Annotated in this window: 5 protein-coding genes; 3 read left to right on the top strand and 2 right to left on the bottom strand. The window is 62.2% G+C overall.

What is annotated here, in order from left to right; all coding sequences use genetic code 11:
• Positions 1–417: 417 nt before the first annotated feature.
• The 3 genes from LL964_RS18750 (at position 418) to LL964_RS18740 (ending at position 6,613) form a co-directional block, all read left to right on the top strand.
• A complete protein-coding gene (locus tag LL964_RS18750) occupies positions 418–3,477 on the top strand; it encodes a TonB-dependent receptor (protein WP_104588218.1) in 3,060 nt (1,019 codons plus the stop codon).
• Between the two features lie 519 nt (positions 3,478–3,996).
• Positions 3,997–5,166 (top strand): STY4528 family pathogenicity island replication protein, encoded by a 1,170-nt coding sequence (locus LL964_RS18745; protein WP_104588248.1) that lies wholly within the window; start codon positions 3,997–3,999, stop codon positions 5,164–5,166.
• Between the two features lie 583 nt (positions 5,167–5,749).
• Entirely contained in the window at positions 5,750–6,613 is an 864-nt protein-coding gene (locus LL964_RS18740; protein ID WP_104588217.1) for a phage integrase N-terminal domain-containing protein, read from the top strand.
• Between the two features lie 54 nt (positions 6,614–6,667).
• Here the strand turns inward: LL964_RS18740 and LL964_RS18735 are convergent, their stop codons facing one another.
• Together LL964_RS18735 and LL964_RS18730 are read right to left on the bottom strand one after the other, a co-directional pair.
• Positions 6,668–8,776 (bottom strand): UvrD-helicase domain-containing protein, encoded by a 2,109-nt coding sequence (locus LL964_RS18735; RefSeq protein ID WP_104588216.1) that lies wholly within the window; start codon positions 8,774–8,776, stop codon positions 6,668–6,670.
• 1 nt (position 8,777) lies between these two features.
• On the bottom strand, positions 8,778–13,664 hold the full coding sequence (locus LL964_RS18730; protein WP_228329501.1) for a helicase-related protein: 4,887 nt from the start codon (positions 13,662–13,664) through the stop codon (positions 8,778–8,780).
• Positions 13,665–13,791 lie beyond the last annotated feature (127 nt).

The raw sequence follows: 13,791 nt of genomic DNA, 5'->3' as shown, positions 1-13,791 counted from the left end.
CCTGGATCGCTCGCTTGCGCGTGCGATCCGCCTGTGCGTCTTCCCGCGTCTGATCACGCGTACCCGCGCCTGTCCCGTGGCACCTGCCCCAGGCTCGCTCAGGCAGTCGATCCAGCAGAAGAATCCCGGGTGCCGGCCACCACAGCCTCGGCCACAGAACCGACGGCGGGGTCAGCAGGCGCAATCGTTCGCTACACGGATGTGCTTGCCGATACCCGGCCCAAAAGCGCTCCCAGGCAAAAGTTCCCCGCTGATGACACGCTCGTAAATCCTGGGTTAATCTTCAGGCGGCCTTCAGAAAGATGACAGTGATTCAGCTTGCTGTGACTTGAAGCGCACCTCCCCCTCAGTTGCTGCAAGGCAGCTGGGTTCCACAGTCGAAGTCGTTGTGAGCGTAGTTCATCAGGAGAGAGAGGAATGACGCGTCCAGGAGTTCGTGGTTCGTTGTCCAGAAGTGTCGCGCGCAGTGCCTTGAGCCTTGCCTTGGGCATGTGCGTGGCAGGTGGCGTGCAGGCGCAGAGTGCGGTGGGTTCCATCTTCGGTAGCGGGCAGCCGGGCGGCACCGTTGCCATCCAGAGCCCGCAGACCGGCATCACCCGCTCGGTGACCGCCGCAGCCGACGGCAGATTCAGCTTCAGCCAGCTGCCGCCGGGCAAGTACGTGGTGACCGCCGGCGGTGTGACGCGGGAAGTCGAGGTCAAGGTCGGTAGCGGCTCGCAGGTCGTGTTCGGAAGCAATGCGACGACCCTCGACAGGGTCAACGTGATAGGCACCGGCGCGCTCAATCCCATCGACGTGTCGTCTGTGGAATCCACCACGGTATTCACCGCCGAACAGCTGATCTCGCTGCCGGTGGCCAGCGATGTCTCCTCGGTCGCCCTGCTCGCACCTGGTGCGACCAGAGGCGATAGCGGGCTGGGTGACGATGGTCTGGGCAACGGTAATCTTGCGTCGTTCGGAGGCTCGTCGGTCGCGGAGAATGGCTATTACATCAACGGCTTCGACGTGACGAACATGCGCACGTTCCTGTCGTTTGCGAGTGTGCCGTTCCAGGGCATCGGGCAGTTGCAGGTCAAGACCGGTGGCTATGGCGCCGAGTATGGGCGCTCGTTGGGCGGCATCGTCAGCATCGTGACCAAATCCGGTTCCAACGACTGGCACTACGGCGGCAGCGTTGAGTGGGCGCCTGACTGGGGTGCGGCAAGAGGGAAAGATGTACGCGACCGCGATCCCGATGCTGCGGATCCGCTCTACCAGTATCGCAGCGACAATCAATTCGACAGTACCATCTACTCTGCTTATGCCAGTGGGCCGATCGTCAAGGACAAGCTGTTCTTCTTTGTCATGGCCGAAGGCCGCGACGAAACAATCGATATCTTCAGAGCGCTCAACAGCGAACGTCGGCGCGATACCACGCCGCAAGGTCTGGTCAAACTCGATTGGTACATCAACGACAGCAATCTGGTCGAATTCACCGGCATCTACAACCAGGCCAAGACCAAGTACGCCACATACGAATACAACCTGGATGCCAACGGCGAGAATCGCTACAACGTCGGGCGCCACGAAGCGCCGATCGAACGCTATGAGATGGAAAACGGCGGCAAGGTCGGCATCCTCAAGTACACCGGCTACTTCACCGACAATTTCACCCTGTCGGCGCAATACGGCTATCTGAGCAATCTGATCAACTCACGTCTGCCGGCCAATCCCGCCGGTGGCGACTGCCCCTGGGCCTACAGTTTCGGCCTGACCACCAGCGTGGTTGATCGGTATATCGGCTGCAATCCGGGCACCATTTCCACCATTGCCGACCGCAATGCCGAACCGGACGAAGACATCCGCAAGGCGTTCCGCGTCGACGGCGAGTGGGTATTGGGCGATCACCGGCTGCGCTTCGGTGTGGACCAGGAGGAGTACGAATCCAGCCACCGCGGGCAGACCTATGCCGGCGGCATCAACTGGGCGTACTACAGGGTCCCCGGCAATTCCGTGGCCACCGGCGCATTCGCCGGCCAGCCCGGACGCACCGTCAACGGTCAACTGGTGCCGCGTGGAGCGCTCTATGCGCGTTCGCGCGTGTTCCAGAGCAGCAGCTCCACCTACGAGAACACCAATAACGCGTTCTACCTGGAAGACAATTGGCAGGTCACCGAAAACTTCCTCGCCGTGCTCGGTCTGCGCGGGGAGAAGTTCGAGAACAAGAACGGCGATGGCATTGCCTGGATCGAGTCCGATTACAAGATGGCGCCACGCCTGGGCTTTTCCTGGGACGTCCTGGGCGATTCCAGCCTGAAACTGTTCGGTACCGCTGGCCGCTACTACATCCCGGTGGCGAGCAACTCCAGTATCCGCGCCACCGGCGCCGAATCGACGGTGTCCAACTGGTACTTCGTCAATGGCTGGAGCGAGGCCGACGGGACACCGGTGGGCCAGGGCGCGCAGATCGGCCAGACCCAGACCAATGGCTCAATGGTCGCCCCCAACCCCGCTTCAGTGGCTTCCACCAATCTTTCTCCGATGTACCAGGACGAAGTGATCCTGGGTGGCCAGCTGCAGCTGACCGAACACTGGATGGCGGGCGCCCGCATGATCCGCCGCGAAGTGAAGTCCGGTATGGACGACACCTGCACGACCAATCCCTGGATCGACTGGGCGACAGACAACGGCTATCCGGATTTCGATCCCGGCTCGGTACCGAGCTGCTACTTCCTGAATCCAGGCAGCGATGTGACCATCAACGTCGATTTGAACGGCGATGGCGAACTGGAACTGGCAACCCTGCCGGCCTCGTATCTTGGCTTGCCGGAGTATCGCCGCCTGCATACCGCACTGGAATTCTTCTGGGAGCGCACTGGCGAGAAGTTCAACTTCCAGGGCTCGTATACGTTCGCCAGAACACGCGGCAACGTCGAAGGCTACGTCAATTCAACGCTGGAGCAGGAAGACGCAGGCCTGACCCAGGACTTCGACCACCGTTTGTTCACCGATGGCACCTACGGGCCGACACCGAACGATCGGCAGCACACGCTCAAGCTGTTCGGTGCCTACACCATCACACCGGAATGGCAGCTCGGTGGAAACCTGGTGTTGCAATCGGGGCGCCCGATCAACTGCCAGGGCTATATCCCGCTGGACGACATCCCGCAGCCTGACCAGGGCACGCTGACAAACTACAGCGGCTCAAGTTTCTATTGCCTCAATGCCCAGGGCGACCGCGTGCTACGCCAACGTGGCGACGAAGGCCGCACACCGTGGACCTGGACGTTCGACCTGGCGGCGGTGTACATGCCGAACTGGGCGGATAACAAACTGCGCATCAAACTCGACGTCTTCAACCTGTTCAACAACGACCGCGTCACCGAGTACAACGAGTTCAGTGAAGCATCGCGCGATGTGATCAGCCCGAACTACCTGAACGATCAGAACTATCAGACGCCCCGTTCGTTCCGTCTGACCGCTCGCTACGATTTCTAAATCGCTTCATGCGTCATCGACAGATCCGGCCTCGAACGAGGCCGGATCTGTTTTACGCCCGACCGACAGAGGAAGAGTGATGCCAGCGATTGTGCTTGGCGCATCACTTGCCGATACAGAAGCGGCGCTTCCTCTGCATGCCATTGATTTTCAATAGAGTTTTGGAAACCCCTCAACGCGCTTGGACCTATTCTTGGACCCAAGTACCAAGTGTGTCCCTTGGTAGCGGTGGATGGCCCATCTTGGACGCTCCCTGCACTCTCGTCGCCGGTACAGCACGCCAGCAAGCGGTCTGATCAAGGACGGTGAACATGGCCACCGGCGTTCAGCAACGTCCAATGACTGTAGCGGAGGCTCGTTTTCCCACCTCCTGACTCGGAACACCAAGGATGTTGCGCCCTGCTTCGGCCCGAAAAAATGGGAGGCGCGCAGTTCGGATTGATGGCTGCGGCAGCGGTGATGCCGGGGTGAGATGACGGCTCCTTTGGCCAGTTGGCCGATACCGATGGGAGCCTCGCCATGTCACACCCAACCTCAGACATCATCACCCCCAAAGCCCTGTTGCTCGACGAGCGGTTGACGCCACTGGAGCGTAACGCCTGGCTGACTTTTCGCTCGCTGGCCGGCAGCGACGGCACCGTGGTCCTCAGCTACGACGCGCTGCGTGGATACCTGCCCAGCGCGCCGGGCAGCAAGCGGGCGGCCCTTGAAACCGTGTCCAGGGCCGTGCTGTGCCTGCGGCTGTCCACGTGGATTGCGCTGGTCGAGTACCGCCGCAACCCGATGACCGGCTTCTCGATGGCCAGCCGCTACGCGGTGCGGAATCAGCCCCTCGCGTTCGACGACGCCTGCATGGAGGACGAGGACTACCTGCCCCTGCTGGAACGGGCGCTCGGCCATGCCAGTGCGACGATTCGCCAACTGGCACAGTCCATTCTCGATGAGGCCATGCGCCATCCGGACAGGTTGGAAAAGCTGCCTGCAACGACGCAAGAGCGGATGAGGCGCTTGCAACACCGTGGCGATGACCATGATCCGGGTAGTCCTGGTGGTTCAACTCCGCGCGATGCCCTTGTGCCCGAAGCCGGCGGCGACATTCCGAAACCCGTTCCGGCATCTGCGACAGCAGTACGTACTGTAGAAAAAGAAGTATTAAAAGAAGTACGTACGTACCGCTCACCACCCGAAGTGCAGGGGTCGGGGCCGGATGTGCCAGCCCGCTTCCGGCAACTGCCACAGGATCAGCAACGGGTTCTCACGGCACGTCTCAGGGGCTTGCCGCCGGAGCAACGCCTGGCGGTGCTGGCCGAGTGGGACGTGCGCTGCGAATCAGGTGGCGTGCACAACGCCATCGCCTACCTTTACGGGTTGATCAAGAAGGCCGTGGAAGGCGTCTTCAAGCTCTGGGCGGCACGCAAATCCACTCCGCAGCAGGCGCCCCCGCACGCCATCAACAACAGCCCACATGGCTCGCCACCTGCCCCTTCTCCATCGTCCAGCAGCCAAGCCGCAAAGCCTGCGTCGCGCGAGGTGGCGCAACGGCATCTGGATCAGATCCGGCGCATGCTGAAGACGTCATCGCTGCCCATCGGGCACATCATCGAGTGCATGACTGACAGCGGAATGCAGCCAACAGCCCCAGGAAACGCGCCCGCTGCTGTAAGGCTGGGGCCACTGGGGGCTACGTGAGACCGATGGGGCCGTCACTCCCCGCCGCAGTGACGGCCCGGCAAATTGCAGCAGCAATGCGGGTTGGCGCAGCATCGCATTGATGGCTGCGCACATGACGATGCCCCGGCACACTGGCCCAGCAACGACCTGCCGGTGGGTATGAACACCGGACCCCTGGCGCAGGTTCCTGCAAGCGCCACCCCGGTTCACCGGGCGGAACCACCCCAGGCACACCCAGGCTCGCTCCGTGTGCCGCCCTACCCATGGGCAGAGCCTTCCTCATCTTCGGCGTGGTTCGCCCTGCCATCGTCGCAACACACATCCGCCGCTCTAGGCACTCGTCACGGGTCGCCCGGCCTCACGCGGTCTGCCAACTCGTTTCCACCACTCCACTGGAGGTACCTATCCCAGCACATCGTGTTGTTGTCCCTTGCAACTCTTCCGCCCGGCCTTCCCACAGGAAGCAAGGCGGACGCCTCATTCGAGGCCACAGGTGAACTGAGCACCTGGCCCTTGCCCTTCGGGGATCTCGCCTTGGCGAGTTGGCAAAAACACTGACCGTTTGCTTCTCAGCCCCGAAAACCGATGGAACAGCACCGCGATGGATGACCTGACCTTTACCCTGCGCCAGCTCTGCCTGCGCAACCGCGACGGCAGCCATGCCACCCAGGCTGACCGGCAACGGTCACTGAATCTGGCCGCCCGCCAACTGCGCGAAGCGGGTTTCCGTCAGATGCAAGCCACCTCGCTCAAGGGCAAGCATGTCGAAGCCTTGTTGCAGCGCTGGCAAGCCGAAGGCCTGTCGGTTGGCACACTGAAAAATCGCATGGCACACCTGCGCTGGTGGGCCGAGAAGGTTGGCAAGGCAGGCATCCTGCCAGCGGACAACACCAAGTTGGGTATTCCTGAACGGCGCTATGTGACCAACGAAAGCAGGGCCAAGGAATTGGGCAACAGGCTGGATAGGATCACCGATCCTTACGTTCGCATGAGCCTGCGCTTGCAGTCAGCATTTGGCCTGCGGCGGGAGGAGTCCATCAAGTTCCAGCCCCGCTATGCCGACCGTGGCAACCACATCGCCATCAAGGGGTCATGGGCGAAAGGCGGGCGTGACCGGATGGTGCCGATCACCACGCCAGAGCAGCGGACGGTGTTGGAAGATGCCCACCGGCTGGCCGGTCTGGGCTCGTTGATCCCGGCGCACAAGACCTACATCCAGCAGCGGCATGTTTATGACGGCCAGTGCAAGGCGGCGGGGCTGAGCAACATGCACGGTCTGCGGCATCAGTACGCGCAGATGCGGTATGAGGCGCTGACGGGGTGGAAGGCACCGGTGGCGGGTGGCCTCAGTACGGTGCAATTGGATTCGTCCCAACGCCTGCTGGATCAGCAAGCCCGGCAACAGCTCAGCCGAGAGCTGGGACATGAGCGTGCGACAATAACAGCGATCTACCTGGGAACATGAGATTCCAATCAGACCACCTCTTGCAACACCAGCTATTCCCAGCAATTTGACGGATCAATCTTGCGAATCACCCCTGGCGAGCACAAACAGATGCCGTTTGGCGCGTGTTGCCGCAACGTGCAGTAGACAACGTTCGGAAACCTCCGTGTCGTCTGTGACACCGACATCTTCATCATGGCTGAACTGCTCGGCATACTGCCTGGCGCCGCGATAGCCAGCCAGGATGACGATGTCAAATTCCAGTCCTTTGACGCGATGCATGGTGGCCAGTCGGATACCCGTTTCCGCAGGATCATCCGTCGTGCCGTGATCCAGCCTGAGACAAGCCATACCGCGTTGCCGCAAGGCCTGTGCCAATGCATCCAGATCTTCATTGGTGCGGGCCGTGACGCAGATGCGCCGGGCCTCGATGTCGTCGGCTTTGCCATGCTCAACTATGGACAGGATGTGCTCCACGTCCTGTTGCAATGAAGCGGAGGGAAGGACTTCCGGCAAGTCGCCGTGGGTCAATGAGCGATAGCCGCGCAAGCTGTCGATGCTTCCATCCAGGTCGTCGATCTCGATACCTTCCAATTGTGCGCAGGCCCAACGTCGAATCTCATCGGTAGTCCGGTAGTTGACCTTGAGGGTACGGCTGCGACCTCTTACCTCAATCCCCACCTGTCCAAGCGTCACTTTGTGACGATAGATGCGCTGGTGGGCATCGCCGACGATGAACAAATCATTCTCGGCCTTGGGCACGGCCGCGCGAATCAGGGTATAGGCAGCGGCGCTGATGTCCTGCGCCTCATCCACCACCATGGCGCGAATGCCCAGTTGCGGCTTTTCCTGCAGTATCAGTTGGCAGGCTTCCCGGAAGGCTTCTTCCGACTCGCGAAGGTTGGCCGCGTGCAATTGCGCCCGGTATTCGGCAAACACCGGCCACAAGGCCTTGCGCTGCAAACGGCCCAATTGCCCGCCACGTCCGATGCGACGGGCACGCATGTAATCCTCCGCCGTTTCGCAACCTTGGGGCAGGATCACGCGCTCGTACTCCGCCCTCAGGAAAGCGGCGCTGTAGGCAGCGCCTGCGGGCAGCGCGGACAAGGCGGCTTGCCAGAAGCCACGTCGCTGTTTCTCGTCATAGAGCAGCGCGTAGGGATAGCCGAAGCGGCGCAGAAGGCCTGACGCCCATTGATCCAAGTTGACCACCTGAATCTTGGCCAATTCTTGCGGTGAGCACAGCAGAGACAGGTTGTGACGGATGTCTTCGGCTAGTGTGCGAGTAAACGTGGTGAAGATAATCGGGCGCCCCGGAAGGTCTGCGTATTGCTTGGCCAACCACCTTGCCCTATGCATGGCCACCACCGTCTTGCCGGTGCCGGCGCCGCCGGTGACCTTGACGGGGCCACTCTTGTTGCCTTCCACCAGTTTGCGCTGGCTCGGATGCAGGAACACGCGCCAGCGCTCCAGTGGGGCGGCCAGCAGAGCCTCCAGGTCACTGTCATCGGTGAGCACCACGAAGTGACGGCGCGTGCTGTCGCGCGCCAAAGCGGCGTCGAAATCTTCGGGGTCGACTGCTTCGGCAGGTGCCCGTTCGGCCAATATCTTGTCCAGCGGCTCGCCGGCGGCAAACAGATACAGGGCCTCGAAGGCTTCATCCGGCAACTGCGTTTCGAGGGCCTCCAGGTCGGCTTCCGATACAGCCGCTCGCACGGCTGCCAGCCGTTCTTCCGGCACCCCCAGGTTGCGGATCTCCCGGTCACGCAAATCCGCAAACAAGCCCTCGCTCGAGGAGGCTTCGGTCTGGGCTACCTCATTATTGGTCAGGGATTGCGTTTCCTGTACCGCATAGACTTGCAGGCTGCCCACGTCCGGGTGAATCGCGACGCGGTGGCGCCTGGCCCACTGATAGGCATCGTCGTGACGATCCACCCACAACAGGCAATACACATCGCCTGTTTCCGGTTTGAGGATGATGCCGCGCAGGTTGTCGTTGATGCGCACCGAGCGCATGTTGGCATCAGCAGCATCATTGATGCGCTCGTAGTTGATACCACTGGCCAGCGGATTCTGGCGGAACTTGGCGACGAAGGTCAGCACCGCCTGTTGGTTCTGGCGCGGAATCCGGGCGAACGATTTCAGAAAGTCGTCCGACATGGCAATCTTGGGTGAAAGGGCCATTTCAATGCTCCTTCAAGCTATCCAGAAGCGCCTGGGCTGGCGCGTCATCGGTTGCAATATGGACTGTCCAACCCTGTGTCTCGAAACGGGGCGTATCGTCCTGGTAATCAAGCAGTAATACAGCGATTTTCAGGCTAGGCCAGGCCAGTTCCGCTTCCGCCAGTACCCGCCCGCGTTCGTCGATCAGTTCGAAACCGACCTCTGGCAGAGGCGTTCCCGCATGCGCCAGCGCAAGCAGCCACGCCTGCATGTCCGGGCTGGCCAACTCCAGTACTGTTTGCCAATGACTGTCGAGCGTCTGTTCTGCCTGACGTAAAGCAGGACTGGCCTGAAAACCAGGCAGGCCGATCATTTCGTCATGGCCTGCCCAAAGATGGCGCAAGGGCAACAGTAGGTTCAGGCACTGCCAGAGATGGCGCCAGCGCAGTTGCAGATCGGCCTCCGGTATGTCGTCTGGTTGCCACTGCACCAGTACGACAGGCTCTGCGGATGCAGCAGCCTGGCCGGTCATCCATTGCTGCAACTGTTCCTGCGACAGGCCTGCCAGCCATTGCACGGCAGCGCTCCAGGTGCGATGGCCCCAGCGGTGCTTACTGGTGTCGGGCAATAAGCCATAGTCGTCGAGCCGCCGGCGGAAGGCGCCTTGCTTGAAGCCTTGCAAGGCGGCGTCATCGCCAGGTGGCACCGACATGGCCGCACCCAGTACGCCGGCGAGGCGGTGCAAGGCATCATGCCGCCCCTCCGCCAGCCGCCGATGCAGTTGGAGGAAAGGTGACAAACGGTGGAAGGCGGCCAGCGAGGCTATCCCCTGGGCCTCGCATAGACGTGTGACCACCTGATCGGCAGGCCTGAGCAGCAATTTTTCCCAGGCCGTGGAATCCGGGGTCGCGTCGGGACGCAAGGCCGCGTCAACGTCGTCCCAAGTCAGCGTCCACGCAGCGAACCGCCCACTCTTGGCTACCGCCATGCGCTTGGCCAAGTCTTCGGCCACGATGTGCTTGTGGTACTGCCAGCCATCAGTGAATACCGCGACCGGCATATCGTCCACGCCGTCGTCGGGCCAGAAAACGAAGTCCGGTTTGCATGGTGCGACGACTCCGTCGCGTTCTCCCAGCGTCACCTGCAGTTCCAGACGCCAGCGGCGACTTCCTGCCTGGACCAGGTATCCATGCTTGCCGCCGATGAGTTTGTCCTTGAGTGTGAAAGTCACGGCAGCATGCTCGCGCCGCAGTGCCTCAAGGAATCGTTTCTCCAGTGTGCTTTCCAGCAGGCTGTTGTCCGTTCGCTGGGAAAGGTTGCTGACGGGCTTTAGCTCTGTACGATGCTCCAGGATCTGTGCCAACAGCTTCTGTGCCACCGTGCGCGAGATGGCTTGGCGTTCATGGCTGTTGCGATAGCGGTACATGCACCGATAGCAGCCATCGGCGGTGTCGTCCTGGTTGCAGCTGCAGGTGTTCAATGCGGTTGCCGCCTGACTGAATACTTCGAACAGCGGGGCTGGGTCGCGCATCAGTTCCTTCAAATATCCGGTACCGCCGGGCACGCTGTCGTAGATCACCAGATAGGTCCGCGCCGACTCCGAGTCTGCCGCCATCCGTACGTCGGTAGCGATGCGCAGGTGCGCCACCGCCCCCTTGAAGCGTTTACTCAGCCCCAGTTCCAGCGCGGAGATGAAGCTCAGCAAGGCTTCCTTGGATTCGGCAAAGCCGACTTCGGGCAGGAACAGCCGGATACCTTCGCTGGCGAATTCCCGGTACAGGAAGATGCATTGCTGGGCGCTGGCCTCGGGTGTTTTACGGCGTGAGCACCAGGGGGCATGGTTACGATACAGCTCTTCTGCCTTGCGGCGACGCTGTAGCGTGCCGCATTCAGGGCAAATGGCGAAGCCCGGCCGGCTGAGTTCTTCGCCCGCGATGGTCATCGGCGTGGCATCCACCGTCTGCTCGCCGAAGTTCACCTCGCGGAATGTCACCCGGTCGAGAAATTCGAACCCGAACGGGAAACTCGGGTTGTCGATGGCGAACGCCTGGCGCACCGCTTCCGGCGGGCTGTCCACCAATGCCTGGCGCACGTAGAAACCACGTGTGCGCTCGTCGGAGTCGTCAGCGATCCGGCTTTCGCGGTCCAGCGTGCGTGCGAACACGGTGGTCAGGCGCAGCATTTCATGGACCCGCCCGGTATCGCGCCACTGGCCGTCGCCGCAACGTGGGCACTGGTGGTGTCGGTCGCCCGCCGACAAGGGCTCGGCATAGGAGCACTGGCGACACAGGCGCCAGGCTTCCGGTTTGACGCGGGAAACATCCACCTGATTGATGACCACCCGGCGACCTTCGGCATAGAAGGTGTTGTTGGGCGCCAGTTCGGTGATGGCGGTTGCGCCGGGGCGCTCGTATTCAAAGGTTAGTGGCTCGGCAGGCGGTCCTTCCCGGCGGGTGTCGCGCACGATGATCGAGCGCAGCAGCACGCCTTGTTCGGGGAATGCATAGTTGGGCAGCAGGCCTTCGTCGGTGAAAACGTTCAGGGTGGCCTTGCCCTCAATGCCACCGATCAGGCGCGCCAATGCCGCACGTTCCTGGCGCAGGGTTTTCAGTTCTTCTTCCTGTTCCTCGCCGCGCACTGGAAGCTGTTCCAGCTTCTCCACTTCCTTGGCGGTCTTCTCGCGCAGACGCTTGATCTGCGCCACGTCACGGGCGATACCCTGCAGCTTGCTGATGATCTTGAAGGTCAGGGAGCTTTCCTCGTCCTGCCTACCATTGACGAAACGTGCCAGCCACTGCCGGGTGGCTTCGGTCAGTATCTGCCCGCCGCCTCGCTGGAACAGCGTCAGGAAGCGATCCAGCAAGCTAGCCGGGTTTGCCTCCACATACTCCAGCCAAGGAAAGGGAAAACGCGTCGTCGCACCATTGTCCACCGCGCTGAGCACCATGCGGATCTCCTGGGGAATCGACGCGCTCCGACCCCGTTCGCGCACCCAGCAATCCAGCGTGAACGCCGTCAACTGGCGCTCCAGCACCGCCGAGGCATTGAGGAACACGCCCGGAGCCGGCACGCTGCCGGCGATCATTTCCTTGGGATCGGCCCAGAAATACAGGTCGTGTGGTTTGCTGGCAGCCATGGTCAGCAACAAGGCATTGCCGGTGCTGCGTCCCGCGCGTCCCGCGCGCTGGATGTAGTTCGCCTGCTGCGGCGGCACGGAACATTGCAGCACTGCCGACAGGTCGCCGATGTCGATCCCCATCTCCAGCGTCGGCGTGGCTGAGAGCACATTGATGCTGCCAGGAGCCTGGCTATCGGACTTGAAGCTGTGCTCCACTCGCTCACGTGTGCCGCGTGGCAGCAGGCCGGTGTGTTCGTGAGCGACCACGCGCTGGATGTCCGCACGCAGGTACAGGCTGCGGTAATAGTCGGCATCGCCTTCCGCCAGCGCTTCCAGATGCCCTCGGCAGCCGGGATGCCGGCAAGGCTGCCCGGCAAGCGAAACGTCAGTCCCGGTGCGCCACTCGCTGCGGCAGGTGTCGCAACGCCAGGCGCGACTGCCCAAGGAAACCAGAAAAGCGCCAGGCTCCAGCCCCCACACGCGAATCTCCGGCTTGCCGTCTGCCTGTTCAGCGCCGAGCAAACCCACCCCGGCCAGCGCCTCGAATGCCAGCTGGTACAGCGCCGGCAGCAAACTGTCAGCGCCCAGAGCCAACGCATGCAGCGGCGTCAGTGCCTTGAAGGCCCATGCGCGATACCACTTAGCATGGCTGCCCAACACACCGACGCAGCGCTGGTAATCGACCAGGCTTACGAAGCGTGGCGGACGCGGGCCGGACAGCATTTGGAACTGTACCGGATTGCGCTTGTAGACCCACGGCCGATTGCCGACCTGTGCATAGAAATGCAGTCCAGCGTCGCGCCAGGCCCCCAGTCGCTGCATGGATTGCACGATGCCTTGCAGGAATACCAGCAGGGCATCCGCCGGCACATCTGCCAGCGGTTCCAGCGTGGCCAGCAGGCGTGGCAACATCCACTGCACGGCCGATGTCAGTGCCTGCGGTGGCGGTTCCACGCTGGCGGTCCCGGTAACGGTCAGGCTGCGGCCGATATGGGCGTCCTGGCCAAACTCGGCATTCAGCACCCACGGCAGGATGCGACGCAAATCCTGCGGCAACTCGCTATTGGCTGGCAGCGACCCTTCGCTCATCAGCGTTTCAAAATCCCGCAGCCAGTGCAGTTGCGGCGGCAGGAAGTTGGCCAGGTAATGGCCCTGGCCCATTGCGGGCAGCCAGTGGCGTTCGAAGGCCTGCGGCAGTTGCGCCAACGTCAGCGGTTCCCCGGCCTGCTGCGCCGCGGCGATGACCTGGGCCACTGCCGGGCGCAAGTTCAAGCGCCAGGTCCGGGCCGCCAGGAACCCCGCACGGTGTGCCGCGTCCTGCACCGAATCGGAAAACGCGATCAGCTTCTTGTCCGGGTTGAAACGTGAGCCGAACAGTTGCGCCAGCATCACCGCCGCCAAGCTGGCCGCTTGCGAACCGACGATGGACAGCGTCTTGTGCCCGCCGCAGTACGGGCAGTCGTGATGGGAACGTGTATAGCGGGCACCGTTGCGCGTGCCTTCGCGCAGGTTGGCGGTCACATCGACATCCACCAGCGCGACCGGGTCCTCGGCACAGCCGCAGTGCGTTTGCCCCAGCGCATGCAGGGTACCGCAGCGCGGGCAGACCTTCTTGTGCTCGAACACCTTCGGATCCGCGCTTTCGCCATGGGGGAACAGAAAGCGGGTGCTGACATCCTCGGCGAAGAAGGCGCTGTAGAACTGCTGGATGTCCTGGTTGAACTGGTTCGGGCTGGTCCTGGGCAAAGTCGCACCCCAGCCGGTGGCGTGGCAGTCGCGGCAGTGGATCACCGGCAACCAGACCTGTGTCTGCTCGGCCTTGCCCAGATCGTCGTGATGGGTCAGTCGAGGCGGGTTGCCCAACGAAGCCACCATGCGGCGCAGCTCGCGCAGCCAGAGCTCCACCTTGACCTGCAGG

It is taken from the genome of Xanthomonas melonis (assembly GCF_020783655.1).
GTDB lineage: Bacteria > Pseudomonadota > Gammaproteobacteria > Xanthomonadales > Xanthomonadaceae > Xanthomonas > Xanthomonas melonis.
Note: the sequence above shows the minus strand (reverse complement) of the source record. Positions and strands in the feature narration are given on the sequence as shown.

Excerpts from the sequence above, each read along its gene's own strand:
- LL964_RS18750 (WP_104588218.1), top strand. The coding sequence starts at position 418 with ATGACGCGTCCAGGAGTTCGTGGTTCGTTGTCCAGAAGTGTCGCGCGC.
- LL964_RS18745 (WP_104588248.1), top strand. The coding sequence starts at position 3,997 with ATGTCACACCCAACCTCAGACATCATCACCCCCAAAGCCCTGTTGCTC.
- LL964_RS18740 (WP_104588217.1), top strand. The coding sequence starts at position 5,750 with ATGGATGACCTGACCTTTACCCTGCGCCAGCTCTGCCTGCGCAACCGC.
- LL964_RS18735 (WP_104588216.1), bottom strand. The coding sequence starts at position 8,776 with ATGGCCCTTTCACCCAAGATTGCCATGTCGGACGACTTTCTGAAATCG.